The sequence below is a fragment of the Aneurinibacillus aneurinilyticus ATCC 12856 genome, from assembly GCF_000466385.1.
Classification (GTDB): Bacteria; Bacillota; Bacilli; order Aneurinibacillales; family Aneurinibacillaceae; genus Aneurinibacillus; species Aneurinibacillus aneurinilyticus.
Genome location: NZ_KE952900.1, coordinates 1 through 21038, shown reverse-complemented (window position 1 = coordinate 21038; position 21038 = coordinate 1). Strand labels below are relative to the sequence as shown.

Sequence of the window (21038 nt, the reverse complement as noted above, 5' to 3'; positions counted from 1 at the left end):
TTTAGGAGGAGAACATCCATGCCAAGAGTTAAAGGTGGAAATGTGGCGCGCAATCGCCGTAAAAAAGTATTGAAGCTTGCTAAAGGTTATTTCGGTTCCAAACACCGTTTATTTAAATCTGCAAATGCACAAGTTATGAAATCCTTGCTGTACGCATACCGTGACCGCCGTCAGGTAAAACGTGATTTCCGCAAACTGTGGATCACTCGGATCAACGCGGCAGCGCGCATGAATGGACTTACTTACAGCCGTTTTATGTACGGTCTGAAAGCAGCTGGTCTTGAAGTAAACCGTAAAATGCTTGCTGATATGGCGGTAAATGACAAAGAAGCGTTTACGCAATTGGCAAACGCTGCAAAAGAAAAACTAAACGCGTAAGATATGCATAAAAAACCGATCCGAAACCGGATCGGTTTTTTTATATTAAGTACGAAATAAGAAAGCGGTGTGTGTGGTACACTAACTTTGACACACCGCATACATTTACAAAACAAATCGGTTTTTATATGCTTAATAAGCCTGTATGTCTCCTTCAGCTGATGCTGCCGCCTGTTTCTTGCAACGGTATACGAAGGCAGGAGGAATATTGAGTGGTACAAAGTTAATATCTATCTGCTCAAAACGTTCGGAGAGTTGCTGCTTCATCTGATGTGAATATTGAAATGCGATGAATAATCCATTTGGTTTCAGTGACTTTTCTACACCATCCATAATTTTATCTCGAAGCTCCTGTGGAAAATTCGCGAATGGAAGGCCAGAGAGAATGTAGTCGAATCCTTCTATATTCAGATTGTTTGCTATCTGATGGATTTCAGAAGCATTGTTATAATAATGTAGCTCAGGATAGGTGGCTTCGAGCTGATGTCGCATTTTATCATCTTTTTCGAAAACGACTACTTCACAGTCGTTTGATTTATACTGATTTAAATAAGAAGTAAAGATTCCGGTTCCTGCTCCTAATTCAGCGATTGCTTTTGCTTTACTGAAGTCAACCGGTTTGACCATCGCGCGGGCGAGGAAGTGGGAGCTTGGTGTGACGCTGCCTATGCTGCGCGGGGATGTTAGAAATTTATAGAGGAAAAGAAATTTTCCCATAAGGTCCTCCTTGTATAGATGCTATCTCTATTATAACAATAACACATTGTCCTACCAAAAAAATCCGTCGACAGACGGAAGTCCATACAAAAGAAGGGGTTATGCCATCAAATGGCGAACATGTGTAAGAAAGCATAAATAAGGAGGTTATAGCCCATAGCTTTTACTAATCCAACAAACGAAGAACGACGTCAAATTCTTGAGGATGCGAAGACAATCGCTGTTGTCGGCCTGTCTAATAAGCCAGAGCGTACAAGCTATATGGTGTCACAGGCAATGCAGTCCAAAGGCTACAAAATTATTCCGGTTAATCCTACAATTGAGGAAGCGCTAGGGGAGAAAGCGATTGGCTCTTTAAGCGAGTTACAAGAACCGGTCGATATCGTAAACGTATTTCGTCGTAGCGAAGAAGTGGGACCTGTTGTAGAAGAAGCAATTCAGATTAAGCCGAAGGTTATCTGGATGCAGCAAGGTGTCTATAATGAGGAGGCAGCGAGGAAAGCACAGGAAGCAGGCATTACAGTAGTAATGGATCAATGCATCAAAGTAGACCATGCAATTCTGGTTAGAAAATAAAAAGGGCATGCCAATTGATTGTTCACATATAAAGTGAAGCTTCAATCGGGGGTCTTGTTGCCCATTAAATGTAGGATAAACGACAAGGGTGTTCATTATGCTGGATGATACCAGATAATTAATGCTCTTGTTTTCTTTTTTGTACACAAAAATGCCTTTCCACCTAGGGGGAAAGGCGAGTAAAGGGATTCAACTAGACAAGTTCATCTTACCATAAAACATTATAAAAAACCCTTAAAATACCAAAAATACTAATATGATACTATGCTTTGCTATAGAAAACAAGACTTCTGATGGATATTGAATCGGAATATTATATAAATTACCACACCTGTTGATTATCCATATATCGGAAGAAATAAGATGCATGCGTCGGTGTGTTCCCTCGTCTTTTTCTTACCTCCCACCATAAAAAGTTGTCGATTTATCAAATCAGATGGATATAGAACTTAACAGAAAGTTAACGTTGGCACAATAGAATGCTTACGTTCTTATTTTATAATAAAAACTGTGTTGAACCCCTTGCCACTATTCAATAAGGTTCTCTTATCCCTTGTTTGAGTCCTCCAGAGGAGGACTCTCTTTTTTATTTTGGAGCAGAAAAGAAGTTGAAAAGAAATGAACAGCCTGGCAAAAGCACTAGACTGTTCGTGAAAGTATATTATTCATCCTTGTTTTCTTTATCGTTTTGTTTTTGTTCCTCATCGTTTTTTTTGTCTTCTTTCTTGTCGGAAGCAGAAGTTTTCTGGTTATCTTTATCTTTTTCTTTTTTCCCCTCTTTGTCTTCTTTCTTTGGTTTACGTGGTACTTGTTCCACTACGGAGGCTAAATTTGGATTTCCGTTCTTGCGTAAGGATTGGGCAATTTCTTTCGGATCAAAACCGTCCGCTACCATGCGATCGATTTTTGCCAAATCCCCTTCTCGGATGCCGTAGCCGCGCAATTGATTTACCGTATTGGCATCAAGTCCTTCACCGGAAACTGCGGAAAGATTATTGTCTTTCTCAGGTCGGCTGCCAGATGAAGAGACTCCTGTTTGCCGCTCGCCGGTCTGGCTGTTGCGATATGTGCTATCCGACGAAGAGGTGCGTTTTGTTTCCGATTCAGAATAAAGTCCTTCCGCCTTTGCTTCATCCAGTGTTTTACCTAACGGCACCTGAACAACTCCATTCTCATCACTCTCAGAAGACGCGGTTTCTTTCTGTGATGGAGAGGCAGGTGTAGTCGTTTGCCCGTTAGAAGGCGTGGCGCCGAATTTCATAAATAAAGCGGCGAGTGTGAAGGCAACAATCAACACGACTGCGCTGCCTCCGATAAGAATATAGATGCGCTTGATTCGCATTGGCGATTGCAACCATCTGTTCATCTATCGATGCTTCCTCTCTTTCGTATTCCTTATCACCATCTTCGCATATTCCTACCGGTTTTTGAAGGCTACAAAGGTAATTTTTTGCTAGAAAAAGCCCTTGTTTATCCATTTAATTATTACTAAAATAAAAGAGAGCCCATAGTACGGGCTCTTTAGAATCTCTTTGGATGGAAGCGGTAGGAGGGCTTTTCCTACGCTTCCTTTTTATTTATTGTTGTTATTATTTTGGCGAGCATTGCCCCCCTTGCGACCGATTCTTTCGTAGAAATCCTTGTCATGGGAACGAGCGGTTGCCTCTCCGCCTTTGCGGCCGATTTCTTCGTAGAAGTCTTTGTTATGGGAATGAGCAGTTGCTTCTCCACCTTTGCGGCCAATTTCTTCATAGAAATCTTTGTTATGGGAATGAGCAGTTGCTTCTCCTCCTTTACGGCCTCTTTCTTCCATGTTCATATTGCTATTATTCTTGCTGTTACGTGCCATAGTAAACATCTCTCCTTTTCTTGTAAGTGGGAATCGGTTTATTCAACCGGTACAGTTATGAATTTCCCTTGCATTCTTGCTATGAAACAAAATATGTATAATCGGTAAAAAAGGCCCTGTTCTATTAAACGTTATGTGAAAAAAGAGTTGCTATATAATGCTTATATGAGTATGGTGCAAACATTCTTAGGAGCAGTTACCTCCCACATAACCATTGGATAAGGATAAAAGAAAAAGTGGGGAAGAAAGTGAGAAGGAGGTGTTATGCATGGCAACAAATAAATCGGTTAAACGGCCTACTGTTGCTATTGCCGGGGCCAGTGGCTTTGTTGGTAGGGCGCTGCTGGATCGTCTGCTGCGAGATTATCGCGTAATCGGGCTAACGCGAGACGGAGAAAGGAGTGAGATAGCGGTGGCGGAAGGGGCACTTGATCTGGAATGGCGCAGAGCAGACTTATTCTCTTTACCAGAAATAGAGAATGGACTTCAAGGCGTGGAGTATGCATTCTATCTGGTGCATTCGATGATGCCATCCGCGCGCCTAACACAGGGGAAATTTCAAGATATGGATGTTATTCTAGCCGATAATTTCGCGCGTGCAGCTAGGAAGGCGGGCGTAAAACAAATCATCTATCTCGGGGGATTGATTCCGGAAGATGCAGATGAGTTGTGTGGCTATCTGCACAGCCGCTTCGAGGTTGAGCAGACGCTTCGTTCATACGAAGTACCGGTGACAGCGCTGCGCACCGGTCTGGTAGTTGGTGCTAACAGTTCATCATTTTGTGTGATTCCTCAACTTATTCGCAGCCTGCCAGTTATGATTTGTCCTAGTTGGATGTCGTCAAAGACGCATCCGATTGCGTTGCAGGATGTTGTGGAACTGCTTGTCGCCTGTATCGGACGAAAGAAGGTATACGGGCAATCGCTCAATGTGGGGGGCCCGGATACACTAACATACAATGAGATGATTCTTGAGGCTGCAAGGATAATGGGCAAAAAATGTCGTTTGTATCCAGTTCCGCTCTCTATACCTACGATATCGAGCCTTTGGATTACGTCGGTGACAGGCATTTCGCACAAATTGGTTAGACCTCTTGTCGGAAGTCTCACCCATTCACTCGTTGCCGGGAGACGATGGCTACAGGAGGAAACGGAAATTTCAGGATTGACATTCGAGCAGTCGGCTCGTATCGCGCTTGAGGAAAAGCGAACACGAAGGAAAAAAGCAAATGCATATTCTTGCATAAGCAATGTCCGTTCAGTACAGCGGCTGATGCTGCCGGAAGGCCGGAGTGCTGCATGGACGGGGAAAAACTATGTTCAGTGGCTGTCACATAATCTAAGGCCATTCATCAAGGTAGAAGAGGTGGGTGGGCGACTGCACTTTTTGTTATTTGGAATAAAAAAGCCGTTGCTTGAGCTAACGTATTCTGCAGAGCGTAGTACAGAGGAACATATATTGTATTATATTACCGGTGGACTACTGGCGCATGACGATAATATTTTGCGTAGAGGAAGGCTTGAATTCCGAGAGGTATTGAATGGCCAATACGTAATGGTAGCTATTCATGAATTTATTCCGAGGCTTCCTTGGCTTTTATATAGGATGACACAGGCGCTTGCCCACCTATGGGTGATGCATAGGTATGGACGCTATCTTCGCCGGAAGGCGGAGCGGTCTAATGTTAAAAAAGAGTCAAGAGTCAAGGGCTGAAGAACGGCGGAAAATTGTATTTCCGCATTCTTCAGGCTCTGTCTCTTACCCTTTATTTTCGCTTTTTTATACAGGGATTTTTGTATTGCTAACGGTGCCGATGCGCTCCCCGTATTTTACGGCCGCGCCCTCTTGAATGTGGCTCTCGAGGGTTACACGGTCTTTCTCAAATAATAAAATTACTGTAGAACCGAATTCAAAAAGGCCTATCTCTTCTCCTTTTCGATAGTGTGGGGCTTCAGGCAAGTCCATAGAATACATTCTGCCATTTTTCACATTTGTTGTATGCTCTCCGTATCCGACTTTCACACTGCCTACAATAAATGCGCCTACTTTTACGAGGGCCATTTGACCGGCAGGTGTATGCGAATAAGTAATAAGCCGTTCATTTTTCGTGAATAGACCCGGCACATGATAGACACCAATACTGTTAACCGGAAAGAGTCGGCCAGGGATGTAAGTCAAATGCGTTACCTTCCCGTCAATTGGCATATGAATACGGTGGTAGTCACGCGGACTTAAATAAATGGTCAGAAAGGTTCCGTCTTCGAAGCGTTCTGCTTCCTTATTCGAACAGCCAAGTAACTGCTCAACTGTATAGTTAATATTTTTTGCCTGAATGAGCGTTCCTTTATGAATTCGGCCAGTTTGTGCTACTTTCCCATCAACAGGACTAATTAGTGTATCGGGAAGTGGACAGACAGGGCGCGCCTCTTCTTTTAATTTACGGGTGAAGAAGGCGGTTAGGTGGGGATACGCTGAGACCGGCTGCTCGATTTCGTCCGTGTTAATCTTGAAAAAAGAGACATATGGTCTGATGAATCGCTTGCTCACCTTCGAACGGCCGGCGCGCCCGACCAGGCGGGAAATCGCGTTTTGAGGCATCAGCATAAGGAGTGTTTTAAGCAAAGGGCCAATCACGTATCTGTATCCTTTCTAAAATCAAATATAGGTTGCTGTTTTATTTTAACATAAAATCCTTTACCAATCCCTTAACTTTTCATCCTCAGCATCATAGATACCATCACCGTTTAAATCCCACCAGTTTGTGCCGCGCAGAGAGCGCGCGTAATCAATTTCCGCTTTCGGCGCTTTTATCTGTATAAGTGCTTGAATCTGTGCTTCAAGGCATTTCATCTCTGCCTCCATACCTGTCCAGGCCTCATCGGGTACGGCTTCTTTGTATGTATAGAGGTAGTCATGATAAAGCTTGGAGTGGTAAGCATCGTGGACAATGGTGCTGGCGTACCACGTTACGGAAGCATTTGCTGTTATGGCGCCCACTTTATAGGCAGGAGGTGTTTCATATGCCGCCATACCACTAAAGGTATGCTGCTGTATTTTTCCAATATAAGTAATGACCATAGTATAGTCGGATGGTGCTTTGTTTTTTAATAATTTTAAAGCAGCATTTGTATGATTTGTAAACGTTTTGTCTCCGCTGATATGAATGGGAGTAGAAAAAGCGGAGGGCGACTGGTCATTTTTTTGGGCATTATTTTTGATGGCGTGGACAGCGGCCATCTCTACAGACGCATAGTAAGTAAGAAAAAGAGTGGTTAGAAGTAGAACGAAATGCTTCATGTGCGCCTCCTTTAGCTGATAAGTATATACATCAATTCGTGGAAATTCAAGAAAATCCTGTAGTTCCTTTTGCCTGATAGAAGAAAAAAGTGAAACGAAATAAAAAGCGCTTCCGTATAGGCTGTAAAAGACAGAGGGAGGTTATAAATTGAAACGCTTATTGTTGGGGGCCATCGCGCTTATCAGTGTCATTTTGGGAATCGGAAGCTACGTGTTTTCAAAAAAAGCGCCTACTCCTGAGGCTGTAATTTCTTTTATTAAGGAGAACCCTGAGCGTGCTTCATTCCATTATATCCGAAATGGAAAAGTGGAAGCCGCGTCTCATTCCGAACATATGATGCCGCTTGCCAGTGCAGTAAAAACGATTCTTGCGATTGAATATGCTAAACAATCGGCCGAGGGAAAGATAAATCCGAAAGAGAGCATACCGCTGAAGGAATTAGAAAAGTATTATCTTCCCGATCTTGATGGAGGTGCGCATCCTGCATGGCGCAAAGCAATTGAGCAGAGTGGAGCGGCAAAGAATGATGCGGTTCCTTTGGAAGAAGTGGCAAAAGGGATGATACAATACAGTTCAAATGCTAATACAGAGTACTTGATAGAGAAACTGGGACGAGACCGGCTCAAGCAAGTTCTTGGCGAATTGGGACTGCGTCATCATGAGCCTATATATCCTTTTGTCTCTTCTCTATTGTTGCCTTATGAAATCATGTCATCAGATTATCGAGGGGTATCAGATAAGGAAGCATTGCCGAAGGTGAAGGAGAAAATGCGCTCCATGAGTGCGGAGGAATGGCGTAGCTACGCATGGCGAATTCATGAAAAACTTAGCAAAGACGCGAGTGGATCATATAAAAAACAGGCACAAATCGAAAAATGGTATGATGGTGAGCTTGATAAGATGAACTCTGATCGGTTTCCTGCAGCTACGGCAAAAGAATATGCGGAACTGATGCAAAAAATAAACAGTCGCTCGTATTTTTCAAAGGAAGTTCAACAATATCTTCATCCTGTAATGGAAGGAATTATGCAAAACCCTGCCAACCAGCAATGGCTTGTTCATGCAGGTAAGAAAGGCGGTTCTACGGCCTACATTTTAACGGACGCAATGTATGCAACGGACAAACAAGGGGCGAAGACAGAGCTTGCGGTATTTTTTAATGATTTGCAATCAAAGGAAAGTGGTGAACTTACCGCTGTGCTGAATGAATTTGAGCTTCTTTTGCTGCGTGATGAGAAATTCCGTCAAAAGGTAATCGAAGAACTGAAGCAAAAATAACCCGAAAAGTATAGGTCTGAACATAGCGGCAAAAAATATAGTCGTGCAAATCACACAGTAAAGGAGAGAGCGATATGGGTGAAAACAAGTTTCGTCGCTATGAGCATCAGAAGCCGATGGGCCACAGGCACGTGGAGGATACACCGTATATGGGTAAGGCAAAAATACCTGCAAAGCCGTCGCCATCAGGAGAAGTACACAATGCTTCCAAGATGGAGAATGCGGGCGATATGCGATTAAGTAAAGAATAAATAAAGAACACACCTTTACATGAAAAAGAATGTGAAAATGCGCTCCGATGAGGGGCGTTTTTTATTTAGGTACATGCGGAAATATGCGTAATTCAGGCGAATTCCCCATATCTTGGGTAGCCCGGGGCACGTATACATGTATCAACGTATGACGGATATTGTAATGCGGGTAGGGAGGGGGGAACAGGAATGGAAGAAAGTTACGATTTGAAGTCATTCATCGGCAGGAATACGCGTATTGGCTGGAAAGGTGCAGCATCAGGAACAGGTCGTTTACTTGACGCTACCTCAGATTATTTGGTTATTTATGAGACCAAAGGTAGCGTGATTTACTATCGGCGCGATCATATTGACAGCATGAGCATGGATTCCCGGGATATTTCCGATCTGGGAGGTGAATTGACAGGAGACATACCGGAATATGTAAAAAAAGATTCGTTTGACAAGATTATAGAAGCACTGCAATACTGTTGGGTTCAGATTAACCGTGGCGGTGAGGAGCAGGTGGAAGGGGTGCTTGGTGATATCTTTCCTGATTATGTGTTGCTTATTGCTCATGATGAAATGATTATCATCTTTAAGCATTCTATCCGAAGTATCGGTATGGAAGTAAAAAGAGCAGAGAAGGAACAAGAAAAGAAAGAACAAGAAAAGAAAGAAAGCAAAAGCAAGAAGAATGTCTGGCAACATTGGAGAAGAGGCCGTTCTTTTAAGGCGGGTATATAGTGGCTTCTCCATATTTACTGTGGGAAAGGAGGGAAAAAATGAAGGAAAAGGATACAGAATCACCACTGGAACATTGGCTTGGAAATGCTATTCAGGTTAATAAGTCAAGCGATGCTGAAGTAAATGGGCGGCTATTAGGAGTAAAGGATGATTATCTCGTTATTGAACAAAAGAATGGGGAGCACATCTATTACAAAACCGAGCAAATCAGAAGCATTACCATGAATGTTCAAGATGTGGACGGACATAGTCAAGTACATGAGGAAAAGGAAAATCCATATTGTAATGAGGCGAAATTTAAAGAGCTCATCAATCGTCTGAAACACCGTTATGTGCGGATTCATTGTGGGGAAAACGATGTATGTGGCATGATGGCTGGAAGTCGGCAGGGTGATGTATTGCTGGTACAGGGACATGAAGTGATTATTCTATTCGCACATGGAATTTACCATATTAGTTGTGTAAAAGAAAGGGTGACAGAGAAGAAAACGGAAACGCCGCAAAGTTCTGACCCTATAGAAACACAAAAGAAGAAGGAGGAGAATGCGGTGGAAAACAGATGGGAGTATGCGCAAAGTCAGGAAGGAGAAGAGATGGGAACGTATGTTCAGGCAGAAGGTGATTTCACGGAGGCATGGATTGTGGCCCAGGATGAGGAGGCGGATCTTGCCTTTGAAATGGATGATGAAGATGAGATGGAAATGGGTTCAGAAATGGAAAAGATTCATGTGGCGCTTGAACAAGAGGAGGTAGAGGTTGAAAGTGCGATCATGCATTTTTCCAAAGCTAAAGAGGAAACAAGGCATACCCCGCAATCCGAACCGGCGCCACCACCAGCACCAGCTATGTACTCCGAGCCAGCACCAGCTGTGTACCCTGAACCAGCACCAGCTATGCACCCTGAGCCACCACCAGCTGTACACTCTGAACCAGCACCAGTTGCACAAAAAGAAACTGGTAGCGACGAGACAACCTCTTATATTCATAGCCATCCAGAAGGGCAAACGTCGTCTGCACCGCCGTTTTTTTTACACGATCTTTCACACGATACACGAGTGAAAAAGCGAACACGACCTATACGTACAAACATCAAGCAAAGTCAGCAGAAGACAAAAAATACAAAGAAGAAGGCTTCAGGCGGGGTAAGTGGAGGTCACAAAACAAAAAAATCCAAAACGAGCGGAAAGGTTAAACCGACACCAAGCAAAGCGTGGCTTTCCCAAAAGATAAGTAAGAGATAGGCTATATAATGAAGAGGGTAAAAAAGTAGGGCGCTTTCCAATAAGAGAGCGCCTTTTTTTCCAACTTATTGGCCATTATAGCGCGGAAGCGCAGTTTTTCTTTTGTTGCATTGCTTTTATAATAAGTTGGTCAAGCTTCTGGCTTACATACAGTACGCTTGGATGTTGGAAATCGAAATCATGCTCAGCAGCGGTTAGTGCGAGCAATGCTTTCAATTCTTCAATTCTGTATGACAATATATGATCGAACTTCATAAAAAACCGCCTTTTCTTAGTTTTTCGTGTAGTCATGGTGATTATACTGTTTTATTATTTTATATTTTACTGAATTTGGCAACCTACATTTCTTTGGAAATGTACCAGACATATGGAGGATTTTGATTTATAAATGAAAAAGATAAGTATTTGGGCAATTCGCACCTTGTTGCTGGGTACATTTCTTGTGCTGACAGTGTATGTATTCGATTGGAGGCTTATGTTGGAGCAGGGCAATACATTGCTTATGCATCCTGGCTGGCTCGTATGGATGTCGGGAATGTATCTGGGCGCATTTGCACCGCTTTCTTTTCGTGAAATACGGTCGTGGATTCAAGGCAAAAACAAGAAGCTCAATGATTAAAACACGCCTGTTTATGGATAATCCACAGGTATGTTGTGCCATAATGTTAAGGTAAAACGGACAGGCAGAAAAAGGAGTGAAGAAAGAATGAAGGAGTTATGGTGGACACGCCTATTTCATCGCAGGTGTGCGATACAGGAGCGGACAGAAGCGGTGCGTGAATGGCCGAATGAACGGGAGATTATGCTTATTCTACATACATTAAAGGAACAAACCGATCGGGCGTATGATTCATGCACAATTGATCGTGAAGCATATGACGCATCCCGCCATTTTCTAGTTCTGTTGGATATGGTGCTACCGTATGCTTTCATTACACCTTTTGTGCTTCAGAAACGCATTATTATGCTTATTATTGAAGATGCGCCTGACGTATTGACACCATATTTGCAACTTGGGGAAGAGAGGCAGCGAGGCGTGCGTTGGGAATTTTTGCATGCTCTTCGTTGTATGATGGCAGAGTTGCAGCGAATTGTCGTGTCCATTCAGGAGTGTGAGCGAGAAGCATTTACCTATCAGGCGGCCTTCATCGCCAATGGGTACAAAAACAGTAAAACACATTTATAAAATTATGATTGACAAATAATAAATGAACGGTTTATAGTAGGTTTAAATAAATTGTGTAACCGGTTACCTATAACATAATAGCTTTCACATCAATATTTTTTTGTTAGATGTGAAACCGATTACACATTGGTTGTGAATGTGAGGAAGGAAGAGACGGATGGCTACCATTAAGGATGTATCGAAGCTTGCGGGTGTGTCTGTAGCGACAGTATCACGCGTATTAAACCGTAGCGGCTATGTACATGAGGAAACAGAGCGTAAGGTTTTACAAGCGATTAAAACGCTGAATTATACGCCTAATTTTGTAGCCCGTAGCCTATCAAATAAAAGAACGAGCACAATTGGCCTGATGGTGCCTGATATTACGAATCCGTTCTTTCCGGAACTGGCCCGTGCGGTGGAAGATGTTATGCAATTGTACGGATATACCACCATTCTCGCAAATTCTGATGAAAGTGCACAAAAAGAGAAGCAGTATATAGAGGCGTTGAAACAACGCTATATTGATGGCTTTATTCTCGCCTCCACGGCGCTAACGGCAGATGAAGTGCACACGTTTGATATGCCGGTTGTAGTGCTGGATCGGGCTGTTTTATCCGACAAGGTCCCGCTGGTTACATCTAAAAATCGTGAAGGGGCAAGGAAGGCCACAGAATTTTTATTGGCGCAAGGATGCCGTAAAATTGCGCATCTTCGGGGGCCCGCGCAACTGATGAATGCAGACGAGCGCTGTCAGGGATATCTGGATGTCGCGGAACGGGAGAAATGGTTCCATTCTGGACTTATAGCTTCGGGCAATTATGATATGAAGCGGGCAACAGAGGCCGCATTGACCCTGCTCAAGGAGCATCCCGATATTGACGGCATATTCGCCGGCAACGATATGATGGCAATCGGGGCGATGAGGGCCGCTCAGACACTTGGCATTTCTATTCCGGAGAATTTGGCAATTGTCGGTTTCGATGGCATTGCCATGGGAGAGATTGTGTATCCAGAGTTAACGACAGTGGCACAGCCGATTTATGACATGGGGGCGTTGGCTGCGCGTATGCTCATAAAAATGATTGAAAAGCAGCCGCTTGACTCGCTGTATTACGAATTGGATGTACAGCTCATCGAGCGGGGAACAACAAGGAAGGTGTAAAGGATGAAACACCCGAAAATTGTAGTGATCGGCAGTATCAATATGGATCTGGTCACCGAGACACCGCGCGTTCCAGCATTGGGAGAAACAGTGCTGGGCAGCCGTTTTTCCACATTGCCTGGAGGCAAGGGTGCCAACCAGGCGGTAGCCTGTGCCCGGCTAGGTGCTGAGGTGCGTATGGTAGGCTGTGTGGGCGATGATAGCTTCGGAAGAGAGTTAATGAATAATCTACAGCAAGAAGGGGTTTGTGTGGATGATGTGGAACCGGTTACAGATGTAGCGACCGGTATTGCCTCTATCGTGGTGGAGAACGGTGATAATTCAATTATCGTCGTTCCAGGAGCCAATCATGCAGTCACTGTAGACAAAGTAAGGCAGGCGGAGGCAGCGATACGGGAAGCGGATGCTATTTTGCTTCAACTGGAAATTCCGCTCGAAGCAGTAGCGGAAGCAGTACACATTGCCAGTCGACATCATGTCCCGGTGATTGTAAATCCGGCACCAGCAACAAAACTTCCAGATGATGTATTGCAAAAGATTACGATTTTGACGCCAAACGAGTACGAGCTGGGAATTCTGCTGGATAAGCATTCAGAAGAAGTCGCAGCATTCAAAGAGATAATGGCCGAATATCCCGGTACGATTGTGATGACAAAAGGTGAGGACGGAGCTTATTATAGTGCCGATGAAAAATCGGTAGCTCACCAGCCTGGATGCAAGGTAGAAGTAGTCGATACAACCGGAGCCGGTGACACGTTCAACGCTGCATTGGCAGTCATGATCGGACGTGATTATCCGCTGGCGGATGCAGTGCGCTACGCGGTGGCAGCCAGTGCGTTATCCGTGACGAAATTCGGGGCTCAGGGCGGTATGCCGTCGCATGGGCAGGTAGAAGCATTTTTACAACAACGTAGCGAGTAAGGCAACAGGAGTAGAATGATGAAGAAAATTGGAATTTTAAACAGTGAAATTGCAGCCGTTATCGCAAAACTTGGTCATACGGATACGATTGTTATCGGGGATTGTGGTCTTCCAATTCCGGATGGAGTGCCGCGTATTGATCTTGCATTGAAATTAGGGCTTCCTTCTTTTATTGAAACATTGGAAGCTGTTCTTCAGGAAATGCAGGTAGAAGCCGCTACGCTGGCTAAAGAAATTCAGGCTCATAATCCGGAAGCAGAACAGCAGGTTAAGAGTATACTGCCGGATACGGTAGTGTCCTATGTATCACACGAAGAGTTCAAACAACTGACCGAACGGGCGAAAGCTGTTATTCGGACAGGGGAAGCGACGCCATATGCCAATATTATTTTGACATCCGGCGTGATTTTTTAAACAAAAGGGTGTTGCATAATGAACACGCTCATTGAGATGACAGGAATCGATAAATCGTTTGGCAAAGTAAATGTATTAAAAAACGTTTCGTTTTCATTAGAAAAAGGTGAGATTCATGCGTTGATGGGTGAGAACGGGGCCGGAAAATCGACACTTATGAAGATCCTTACAGGTATTTATACGAAAGATGCGGGAAATATCAGGGTTCGCGGGCAGGAAGTTGAGATTGGAAGCCCGAAGGAAGCGGAACAGTTAGGTATTGCGGTTATTCATCAGGAGTTAAATATTATTCCTCAACTGACTGTCATGGAAAATATGTTTTTGGGCCGTGATTTATGCTACGGCAAAACGGGCATTCTCCGTACACGGGAGATGAAACAAAGAACGCGTGAATATTTGAATCGATTAGGTGTACATCTCGATCCGGGCATGGAGGCAGGCAAGCTTTCGATCGGGCAGCAACAAATGATCGAGATAGCCCGCGCGTTGTCCGTAAATGCGGAAGTACTGATTATGGATGAACCGACCGCAGCGCTAACCGATCGTGAAATCGAAGCACTGTTCAATGTGATGCGGGAGCTTCGCTCTCAGGGCGTAGGCATCGTCTATGTATCGCATCGAATGGAAGAAATTTTCGCCATGTGTGACCGTATCTCCGTTCTGCGGGATGGCACATTCGTCGGCACGGAAACGATAAAGGAAACGGATCTGGATACGGTTGTACGCATGATGGTAGGGCGCCAGCTTGGCGAGCGCTTTCCGGAACGAAATACAGCCATCGGTGAAGAACGTTTGCGAGTAGAAGAACTTAGCGACGGTGAGATTATCTCTAATATTAGTTTTTTTGCCAGACGAGGTGAAGTGCTTGGCATCGCAGGTCTTATGGGATCGGGGCGAACAGAGATAGCCCGCACGCTATTCGGCGTAAGCGAGAAACAAACTGGAAAGGTATTTCTCGATGGAAAAGAAGTCCGTATCCGTAAGCCAGATGATGCGATTGCGCATGGTATTGCGTTTGTGACAGAAGACAGAAAAGCGCAGGGATTGGTGCTTGGCCTTTCGGTAAGGGAGAATATAGCGCTGACGAATTTGAACGCATTGTCGCAAAACGGGGTAATGTCTGGAGCCAAAGAGGAACAACTGGTGCGCGATATGATTCAGCGTTTGAATATTAAAGCCAGCAGCGGTGAACAGACCGTAAAGTCACTCAGTGGAGGCAACCAGCAAAAAGTCGTTATTGGTAAATGGCTGGGCATTATGCCGAAGGTGCTTATTCTTGATGAACCGACACGCGGTGTTGATATCGGCGCAAAAAAAGAAATCTATAACATCATGAATCAGCTTACCGCCGAAGGGGTTACTATTATCATGATTTCATCAGAATTGCCGGAAATTCTGGGCATGAGCGATCGCATTCTTGTTATGCATGAAGGCAGGCTAGCGGCGATAATGGATAAAACACAGGCCACGCAGGAAAAGATTATGCATGCGGCCACCGGAGGAAAGTAACATGGCAGACAAAAAATCTTTTTCACTTAATCTGCAAAAGTTGGGGCCTTTTATCGGACTTCTTGTTATTACGATTATTCTTGCAGTGATGAGTCCCAACTTTTTAACGCTAAACAATATTTTGAATGTACTGCGTCAAGTATCGATTAACGCGCTTATCGCATTCGGGATGACCTTCGTCATTCTTACCGGAGGCATCGATTTATCGGTAGGGGCCATTCTGGCGCTCTCCGGGGCGTTGACGGCAGGATTGATGACCGGTGGTATGGATCCGCTCCTGGCGATTCTGGTCGGACTTCTGGCCGGAACTGCAATGGGGATGGTAAACGGGCTTCTAGTCGCGAAAGGAAAAGTAGCTCCCTTTATCGCAACATTGGCTACGATGACGATTTTTCGCGGGCTGACGCTCGTATATACGGAGGGACGCCCAATCACCGGATTTGATAGTGATATGTTTACGATGCTTGGAGCAGGTTATTTATTTAACATTCCAGTACCGGTTATTTGGACGATTGGCTGCTTTGCAGTACTGTATTTCATTCTGAAGAAAACAGCATTCGGACGTCGTGTATATGCGATAGGCGGCAATGAGGAAGCAGCTATTCTTTCTGGTATTAAAGTTAGCAGGGTGAAAGTCTATATTTATGCGCTTACCGGTTTTCTATCCGCACTTGCAGGTATTATTTTGACATCGCGTCTTAACTCTGCACAAGCGAATGCCGGCATGGGCTATGAGCTGGATGCAATTGCGGCCGTCGTACTTGGCGGAACCAGTCTATCTGGCGGCCGAGGCTGGATTTTTGGCACTCTTATCGGGGCTATGATTATCGGTGTACTCAATAATGGACTGAATTTGCTGGAGGTTTCTTCCTTCTATCAGCAAGTTGTCAAAGGCTCAGTCATTCTGCTTGCCGTTTTGCTTGACCGCAAAAAGGCAGCGTAATATAAAACATATCCAAGGGGGTTATAACAATGAAGAAAATATTCAAAGGTCTTGCAGTGAGCATGCTTGGTCTATCCATGCTGGTAGGATGTACAACACAGGCGCCTGGTACTGCTGATAAAGGTACGACGGATGGGAAGAAGGAAAACATCACGGTCGGTCTGGCTGTATCCACGCAAAGCAATCCGTTCTTTGTTACGTTAAAAGAAGGGGCAGAGAAAGCGGCAAAAGAAAACAATATGAAACTTGTTACAGTAGACGCCCAGGATGACCCGGCAAAACAAATTTCAGGCATCGAAGACTTAATCCAACAACAGGTAGATGTATTGCTTGTCAACCCAACCGATTCAGCTGCGATTGCTTCGGCTATTAAATCAGCGAACCGCGCTAACATTCCGGTCATTACAGTAGACCGTAGCGCAGAGGGCGGCGAAGTCGTATCCCATGTTGCATCTGATAACGTAGCAGGCGGCAAAATGGCAGCCGAATATTTACTTGAGAAAATCGGAAAGCAGGGCAATGTCGTTGAATTGGAAGGCATTCCTGGTTCTTCAGCAGCCCGTGAACGCGGAAAAGGGTTCCATGAGATTATGGATAAAGAGAGCGGTGTAAAAGTCGTTGCCAAGCAGCCAGCTGATTTTGATCGTGCAAAAGGTATGAGTGTTATGGAGAACATTCTACAGGGGAATAAAGACATCAAAGGCGTGTTTGCTCATAATGATGAAATGGCACTAGGTGCGCTTAAAGCCATCCAGTCTGCTGGTTTGAAGGATGTTGTTGTTGTAGGGTTTGATGCAACAGACGATGCAGTAGCCGCGGTAAAACAAGGCAGCATGAGCGCAACTGTAGCGCAAAAACCGGAGTTAATCGGTAAACAGGCAGTTGAGATAGCTAAGAAAGTAGCTACAGGTGAAAAAGTAGAAAAAAATGTACCGGTTACACTGGAATTAATTAAGCAATAATAATAGAAGACGTGCCCGTTGCACCATGTTTATTCGGTCGATGGGCACGTCTTTTTTTGAAGTTCTTCAGAAGTGCATAGATTATTCATTCTTGCATAAAATCTCAATGGAAAGCATGGAAAAAGCCTTTCTTAATTTGTTTGAAAATTGGCATATAATTTGCTGTATACTAAGCATGTACAACCAAAATACGCCTATTCTATGGGATGGGGGTTGAGATTATGCAAAATAAGTTATTCCTCATTGCTGTTCTGCTTTCCATGATTTTAACAGCGGCCGTGTTTACCTATACTATCGAGAAGACAAGACTGACGTTCGAGTATAAGTAAATAACGGAAAAAACGGAGGAATAAATAAAATGAAATATCCATTGTCACCCGATGTAAAGCCGGAATTTTGCACAACCGGAACATTTATGCGTTTGCCTTCCCAGCGCGAAAACGCAAAGATCGCTATTCTAGGTATGCCTTTCGATACAGCCGCCTCTTTCCGGGTAGGCGCCAGATTTGCACCGCAAGCGATCCGTCAGGCATCTATGACGCTATTTCCATATCATCCTATTCATAACGTGTATCCATTTGACGATACGAATGCTATTGATATCGGAGATGTGTCTGTCATTCCGCATAATATTCACCGCAGCTACGAGCTTATCGAACAATCTGTGGTTGGGTTGATGCAACAAGGCATTGTACCAATCGGGTTAGGTGGAGATCATTCTGTTACACTAGCGAGTCTGCGTGCCGCAGCTAAAGTATACGGTCCTGTCGCTATGATTCATTTTGATTCTCATACGGACACGTGGGACACGTATTATGATGAAAAATACTGGCATGGCTCTCCTTTTATTCGTGCACATGAGGAAGGATTGCTCCAGCCGGATAAAGTTTTCCAGATCGGCATTCGTGGTACGCTTAATCATCCTGGCGATTTGCAGGCCAGCTATGATTTGGGATATCGTGTTATCACAACACCAGACCTTCGTAAACGAGGATTTGAAAACCTTCTACAGGAGCTTAGGGAGACAATCGGGGATACGCCTTGCTTCCTGACTTTTGATATCGATTTTGTTGATCCGTCTTGCGCGCCGGGAACCGGTACGCTTGAGGTGGGAGGATTCAGCAGTCTTGAAACGCTGGAAATGGTTCGTTCCTTGACCGGCTTCAATTATATCGGATTTGATTTGGTGGAAGTGCTTCCCCCGTATGATCCGACACAGATTACTTCTCTTTTGGCCGCAACACTTGTTCATGATTTCGCCAGTTTGATTGCCTTGAATACGAAACAGGATAAATAAAAGGCAGCAGGCGTTTCCTGTATACATTAGTTTTGATAAATCGAAAAGTTTTTGTTTTATGTCCGATAGTCTTGAATATGTACAATAAAAGCTGACCCGAAATAGGGTCAGCTATATTTGTATTTGGTATGGTAAAGATTAGCGAATGGGAAGCTTTATTTCCAAATCCTTATAAAATTTCACATCATGCATTTTATACGTAAGAACTTGAATGTCTTCGTCTTTTTTTAGTGCTGGATACTCTTGAATAAAGGAGTAAGTATTACCTTTTACCCCAGTTAATTTCCCGCCGTTTCCGTTGTATTTTTTACCGCTTTTTCCTCCTTGTACGAGCCAGACTGGGCCAGCCTGGTTATATGGACTATTACCAGTTACATCATAGTGCAATATCGTTTTGTTTGTAAGAAACTCTACTTTTTTAATCGTAATCGATCCAATATCGCCTTGTTTAATCGTTAAAGGAAGTCGATTAATTTCTGCAAAAGCTTCCCCGAAGCTGTTACCGCCTGTAAAAGGCTTTATTATAAGAGATTTGGCATTTTCTCTCACCGGTGTGTAAAAGAATGTATAATCCATTGCAATCCGATCACCTTTGGTGCTTATCCCTGTCCCACCACTGCCACTTAAGAAAGCGAGAGGGAAACCATGTTCATCCATGATTTGATAGCTCATATTAAAGGCTGTATTCTCATTATCAGGTTCCGTTGTCCTAAGCTTTATTTCTGTTCCGCGTGACGATACAGCCGCGGAAGTAAGCGTTAAAGAGGTGTTATTCATATTTTTTGTAATCATCGGTGTGAGCTTTTTTACATTCGGATCAGTTTTTTTAATCGGAATGGTAAATGCCCATTTTCCTTTGATAGTACCTATCTGACGAACTTCAAAGTGGAGCGTGAATGAATCGCTTTGTTGAATATCGTCTACCGACTGTAGGTTTAGTACACCTATATTTTGTTTTGCATCTACATGCGTAACGTTTTCATTGTTTACCCACCAATTCGTTCCTTGTTTATCCTGGTATGAGCTGGATTTATATCTTTGTTCACGGTTACTTAGAGGGGGAAGAGAGCCCTTTGTTTCTTCGATAATTCCAAGCGATATACGCGTCCCATCATACAGTGCTTCCGAGATGGTGAGGGTGATGCCTTGATCGGTTGCGCTTTGCTTCACAGAAGAAGTAAACCCCTTACGATTTGCGTTCTGTACGCCTTCATCCCCTAAGGAATTAAAAATTTTGCCGAGCATTGGCATGGTTTTTAATGCCTCAGCCATTGTAGGAGAAACAAACCCTGATCCGATAATTCCTCCTGTAATAAGTAAGGTAACAGAGGCAATCAGAAGAGGCTTTCTAATACGTAAGGATTTGCGCTTAGGCAGCGTGGCAAGCGTTTGATTAATCCGGCTTTCCACGATGGCAGGCAACTCAGAAGAGGAGCCTTCTGCTAGTCGCTGCTGAATTTTGCGGTCGAGTTTTTTTTCCATTAGGACATCAGCTCCTTTCCATGATCATTTGGTAATTCGAACAAATTCGCTAATTTTAGTCGTGCTCGATGGAGCCGCGATTTTACCGTGCCAATTGGTTGATCTAAGATTTGCGAGATTTTTTTGATAGGCAAATCATCAAAGTAATAGAGAATGACAATGATACGTAATTCTTCTTCCAAAGAGTCCACGATTTCCTGAATTTCAATCTGTCCATAATCATCTGTTGTTGTTTGTGTTTGCTTTAGTTCAATGAGTGAAACTAAATGTTTTTTTCGTTGCAGAATACGCTTGCATTCGTTAATTAAGATACGAATCAGCCATGTTTTAAAGTAATTCGGTTCACGAAGCGTATGAATCGCATGGTAGGCTTTTAGAATTGTTTCTTGAATAGCATCTGCACAATCCTCATCTGTCTTGACAATCGCTTTAGAAACCCGATACAACGAGGGTTGGTTTATTTTTATTAAACGGATGAACGCTTCTTGGTTTCCATTTTTTGCTTGTTTTATATCATCTTCCAATAGGAAAGCTCCTTTCCGTCTTTAAACATTAGATACTTAAACGTATCGTTTGGTTCTCGGTACCGAAATTTCATTAATACGTATTTTTACCTTCTGCCACAAACATGTGTCGATGTATCAAATCAGATGTATATAGATTAAATACTATTTTTTGAGTTAGATTTTGAAGAAAAATATAGGAAAATGTTCTCTTATACTTTAAAATGAGGTAAATATATCCTATTTTGAAAGTAGGAGTTATTCTATTGTGTAAGTATGAATCTTGTTGAATGGAGGGGGAAGCTGTAAAATAATTGTTTTTTATTATTACAAGGGTGTTGATTATCCAGTATGATCCAGAG

Annotated in this window: 24 protein-coding genes; 16 read left to right on the top strand and 8 right to left on the bottom strand. The window is 43.6% G+C overall.

Features of this window, described 5'->3' with window-relative positions; translation table 11 throughout:
• Positions 1–18: 18 nt before the first annotated feature.
• Complete coding sequence (gene rplT, locus HMPREF0083_RS23275) at positions 19–378, top strand: 50S ribosomal protein L20 (protein WP_021624354.1); 360 nt, start codon at positions 19–21, stop codon at positions 376–378.
• Between the two features lie 132 nt (positions 379–510).
• Here the strand turns inward: rplT and HMPREF0083_RS23270 are convergent, their stop codons facing one another.
• The gene (locus HMPREF0083_RS23270; RefSeq protein WP_051354779.1) at positions 511–1095 is read right to left on the bottom strand and encodes a class I SAM-dependent methyltransferase; all 585 of its coding nucleotides are present in this window, start codon (positions 1093–1095) and stop codon (positions 511–513) included.
• 156 nt (positions 1096–1251) lie between these two features.
• Here HMPREF0083_RS23270 and HMPREF0083_RS23265 point away from each other — a divergent pair, with 156 nt between their 5' ends.
• Complete coding sequence (locus HMPREF0083_RS23265; protein WP_040304665.1) at positions 1252–1671, top strand: CoA-binding protein; 420 nt, start codon at positions 1252–1254, stop codon at positions 1669–1671.
• Between the two features lie 661 nt (positions 1672–2332).
• On the opposite strand, the gene HMPREF0083_RS23260 is transcribed toward HMPREF0083_RS23265, so the two are convergent.
• Positions 2333–3037 carry a hypothetical protein gene (locus HMPREF0083_RS23260; RefSeq protein ID WP_021624350.1) on the bottom strand — a complete coding sequence of 235 codons (705 nt, stop codon included), beginning with the start codon at positions 3035–3037 and terminating at the stop codon, positions 2333–2335.
• A 207-nt stretch (positions 3038–3244) separates the two neighbouring features.
• Complete coding sequence (locus tag HMPREF0083_RS23255; RefSeq protein ID WP_040304664.1) at positions 3245–3520, bottom strand: KGG domain-containing protein; 276 nt, start codon at positions 3518–3520, stop codon at positions 3245–3247.
• A 268-nt stretch (positions 3521–3788) separates the two neighbouring features.
• Between HMPREF0083_RS23255 and HMPREF0083_RS23250 the strand changes: the two genes are divergently transcribed.
• Positions 3789–5234 (top strand): NAD-dependent epimerase/dehydratase family protein, encoded by a 1446-nt coding sequence (locus tag HMPREF0083_RS23250; protein ID WP_040304661.1) that lies wholly within the window; start codon positions 3789–3791, stop codon positions 5232–5234.
• A gap of 66 nt (positions 5235–5300) precedes the next feature.
• Here the strand turns inward: HMPREF0083_RS23250 and asd are convergent, their stop codons facing one another.
• Positions 5301–6155 (bottom strand): archaetidylserine decarboxylase, encoded by an 855-nt coding sequence (gene asd, locus HMPREF0083_RS23245; protein WP_021624347.1) that lies wholly within the window; start codon positions 6153–6155, stop codon positions 5301–5303.
• A gap of 60 nt (positions 6156–6215) precedes the next feature.
• Positions 6216–6818: a hypothetical protein gene (locus tag HMPREF0083_RS23240; protein WP_021624346.1), complete on the bottom strand. Its 603-nt coding sequence runs from the start codon at positions 6816–6818 to the stop codon at positions 6216–6218.
• 148 nt (positions 6819–6966) lie between these two features.
• Here HMPREF0083_RS23240 and HMPREF0083_RS23235 point away from each other — a divergent pair, with 148 nt between their 5' ends.
• The 4 genes from HMPREF0083_RS23235 (at position 6967) to HMPREF0083_RS23225 (ending at position 10315) form a co-directional block, all read left to right on the top strand.
• Positions 6967–8097, top strand: a complete 1131-nt coding sequence (locus HMPREF0083_RS23235; protein WP_040304659.1) for a serine hydrolase — start codon at positions 6967–6969, stop codon at positions 8095–8097.
• Between the two features lie 74 nt (positions 8098–8171).
• The gene (locus HMPREF0083_RS28510; RefSeq protein ID WP_021624344.1) at positions 8172–8348 is read left to right on the top strand and encodes a hypothetical protein; all 177 of its coding nucleotides are present in this window, start codon (positions 8172–8174) and stop codon (positions 8346–8348) included.
• A gap of 189 nt (positions 8349–8537) precedes the next feature.
• The gene (locus HMPREF0083_RS23230) at positions 8538–9074 is read left to right on the top strand and encodes a hypothetical protein (RefSeq protein WP_021624343.1); all 537 of its coding nucleotides are present in this window, start codon (positions 8538–8540) and stop codon (positions 9072–9074) included.
• A gap of 38 nt (positions 9075–9112) precedes the next feature.
• On the top strand, positions 9113–10315 hold the full coding sequence (locus tag HMPREF0083_RS23225; RefSeq protein ID WP_040304658.1) for a hypothetical protein: 1203 nt from the start codon (positions 9113–9115) through the stop codon (positions 10313–10315).
• A gap of 75 nt (positions 10316–10390) precedes the next feature.
• Here HMPREF0083_RS23225 and HMPREF0083_RS23220 read toward each other — a convergent pair whose 3' ends face one another.
• Positions 10391–10570 carry a Spo0E family sporulation regulatory protein-aspartic acid phosphatase gene (locus HMPREF0083_RS23220; protein WP_040304657.1) on the bottom strand — a complete coding sequence of 60 codons (180 nt, stop codon included), beginning with the start codon at positions 10568–10570 and terminating at the stop codon, positions 10391–10393.
• 133 nt (positions 10571–10703) lie between these two features.
• On the opposite strand from HMPREF0083_RS23220, the gene HMPREF0083_RS23215 reads away from it, so the two are divergent.
• The 9 genes from HMPREF0083_RS23215 (at position 10704) to speB (ending at position 18691) form a co-directional block, all read left to right on the top strand.
• Positions 10704–10934, top strand: a complete 231-nt coding sequence (locus HMPREF0083_RS23215) for a hypothetical protein (protein ID WP_021624340.1) — start codon at positions 10704–10706, stop codon at positions 10932–10934.
• Between the two features lie 87 nt (positions 10935–11021).
• Positions 11022–11501, top strand: a complete 480-nt coding sequence (locus HMPREF0083_RS23210) for a hypothetical protein (RefSeq protein WP_040304656.1) — start codon at positions 11022–11024, stop codon at positions 11499–11501.
• Between the two features lie 157 nt (positions 11502–11658).
• Positions 11659–12645 carry a LacI family DNA-binding transcriptional regulator gene (locus HMPREF0083_RS23205; protein WP_021624338.1) on the top strand — a complete coding sequence of 329 codons (987 nt, stop codon included), beginning with the start codon at positions 11659–11661 and terminating at the stop codon, positions 12643–12645.
• 3 nt (positions 12646–12648) lie between these two features.
• Positions 12649–13566 (top strand): ribokinase, encoded by a 918-nt coding sequence (rbsK, locus tag HMPREF0083_RS23200; protein WP_021624337.1) that lies wholly within the window; start codon positions 12649–12651, stop codon positions 13564–13566.
• Between the two features lie 18 nt (positions 13567–13584).
• A complete protein-coding gene (rbsD, locus tag HMPREF0083_RS23195; protein ID WP_040304654.1) occupies positions 13585–13980 on the top strand; it encodes a D-ribose pyranase in 396 nt (131 codons plus the stop codon).
• An 18-nt stretch (positions 13981–13998) separates the two neighbouring features.
• On the top strand, positions 13999–15489 hold the full coding sequence (locus HMPREF0083_RS23190) for a sugar ABC transporter ATP-binding protein (RefSeq protein ID WP_021624335.1): 1491 nt from the start codon (positions 13999–14001) through the stop codon (positions 15487–15489).
• A 1-nt stretch (position 15490) separates the two neighbouring features.
• Positions 15491–16432 (top strand): ABC transporter permease subunit, encoded by a 942-nt coding sequence (locus tag HMPREF0083_RS23185; RefSeq protein WP_021624334.1) that lies wholly within the window; start codon positions 15491–15493, stop codon positions 16430–16432.
• 29 nt (positions 16433–16461) lie between these two features.
• Entirely contained in the window at positions 16462–17394 is a 933-nt protein-coding gene (gene rbsB / locus HMPREF0083_RS23180) for a ribose ABC transporter substrate-binding protein RbsB (RefSeq protein WP_021624333.1), read from the top strand.
• A gap of 358 nt (positions 17395–17752) precedes the next feature.
• A complete protein-coding gene (gene speB, locus HMPREF0083_RS23175) occupies positions 17753–18691 on the top strand; it encodes an agmatinase (RefSeq protein WP_021624331.1) in 939 nt (312 codons plus the stop codon).
• Positions 18692–18829: 138 nt separating this feature from the next.
• Here speB and HMPREF0083_RS23170 read toward each other — a convergent pair whose 3' ends face one another.
• Together HMPREF0083_RS23170 and HMPREF0083_RS23165 are read right to left on the bottom strand one after the other, a co-directional pair.
• Positions 18830–20173, bottom strand: a complete 1344-nt coding sequence (locus tag HMPREF0083_RS23170) for a DUF4179 domain-containing protein (protein WP_021624330.1) — start codon at positions 20171–20173, stop codon at positions 18830–18832.
• Positions 20173–20697, bottom strand: a complete 525-nt coding sequence (locus HMPREF0083_RS23165) for a sigma-70 family RNA polymerase sigma factor (protein ID WP_021624329.1) — start codon at positions 20695–20697, stop codon at positions 20173–20175. The genes HMPREF0083_RS23170 and HMPREF0083_RS23165 overlap by 1 nt, the downstream gene beginning before the upstream one ends.
• Positions 20698–21038 lie beyond the last annotated feature (341 nt).

Excerpts from the sequence above, each read along its gene's own strand:
- HMPREF0083_RS23230 (WP_021624343.1), top strand. The coding sequence starts at position 8,538 with ATGGAAGAAAGTTACGATTTGAAGTCATTCATCGGCAGGAATACGCGT.
- HMPREF0083_RS28510 (WP_021624344.1), top strand. The coding sequence starts at position 8,172 with ATGGGTGAAAACAAGTTTCGTCGCTATGAGCATCAGAAGCCGATGGGC.
- HMPREF0083_RS23185 (WP_021624334.1), top strand. The coding sequence starts at position 15,491 with ATGGCAGACAAAAAATCTTTTTCACTTAATCTGCAAAAGTTGGGGCCT.
- rbsK (WP_021624337.1), top strand. The coding sequence starts at position 12,649 with ATGAAACACCCGAAAATTGTAGTGATCGGCAGTATCAATATGGATCTG.
- rbsD (WP_040304654.1), top strand. The coding sequence starts at position 13,585 with ATGAAGAAAATTGGAATTTTAAACAGTGAAATTGCAGCCGTTATCGCA.
- HMPREF0083_RS23225 (WP_040304658.1), top strand. The coding sequence starts at position 9,113 with ATGAAGGAAAAGGATACAGAATCACCACTGGAACATTGGCTTGGAAAT.
- rbsB (WP_021624333.1), top strand. The coding sequence starts at position 16,462 with ATGAAGAAAATATTCAAAGGTCTTGCAGTGAGCATGCTTGGTCTATCC.
- HMPREF0083_RS23260 (WP_021624350.1), bottom strand. The coding sequence starts at position 3,037 with ATGAACAGATGGTTGCAATCGCCAATGCGAATCAAGCGCATCTATATT.
- HMPREF0083_RS23215 (WP_021624340.1), top strand. The coding sequence starts at position 10,704 with ATGAAAAAGATAAGTATTTGGGCAATTCGCACCTTGTTGCTGGGTACA.
- rplT (WP_021624354.1), top strand. The coding sequence starts at position 19 with ATGCCAAGAGTTAAAGGTGGAAATGTGGCGCGCAATCGCCGTAAAAAA.
- HMPREF0083_RS23190 (WP_021624335.1), top strand. The coding sequence starts at position 13,999 with ATGAACACGCTCATTGAGATGACAGGAATCGATAAATCGTTTGGCAAA.
- HMPREF0083_RS23240 (WP_021624346.1), bottom strand. The coding sequence starts at position 6,818 with ATGAAGCATTTCGTTCTACTTCTAACCACTCTTTTTCTTACTTACTAT.
- HMPREF0083_RS23255 (WP_040304664.1), bottom strand. The coding sequence starts at position 3,520 with ATGGCACGTAACAGCAAGAATAATAGCAATATGAACATGGAAGAAAGA.
- speB (WP_021624331.1), top strand. The coding sequence starts at position 17,753 with ATGAAATATCCATTGTCACCCGATGTAAAGCCGGAATTTTGCACAACC.
- HMPREF0083_RS23170 (WP_021624330.1), bottom strand. The coding sequence starts at position 20,173 with ATGGAAAAAAAACTCGACCGCAAAATTCAGCAGCGACTAGCAGAAGGC.
- HMPREF0083_RS23205 (WP_021624338.1), top strand. The coding sequence starts at position 11,659 with ATGGCTACCATTAAGGATGTATCGAAGCTTGCGGGTGTGTCTGTAGCG.
- HMPREF0083_RS23250 (WP_040304661.1), top strand. The coding sequence starts at position 3,789 with ATGGCAACAAATAAATCGGTTAAACGGCCTACTGTTGCTATTGCCGGG.
- HMPREF0083_RS23270 (WP_051354779.1), bottom strand. The coding sequence starts at position 1,095 with ATGGGAAAATTTCTTTTCCTCTATAAATTTCTAACATCCCCGCGCAGC.
- HMPREF0083_RS23220 (WP_040304657.1), bottom strand. The coding sequence starts at position 10,570 with ATGAAGTTCGATCATATATTGTCATACAGAATTGAAGAATTGAAAGCA.
- HMPREF0083_RS23210 (WP_040304656.1), top strand. The coding sequence starts at position 11,022 with ATGAAGGAGTTATGGTGGACACGCCTATTTCATCGCAGGTGTGCGATA.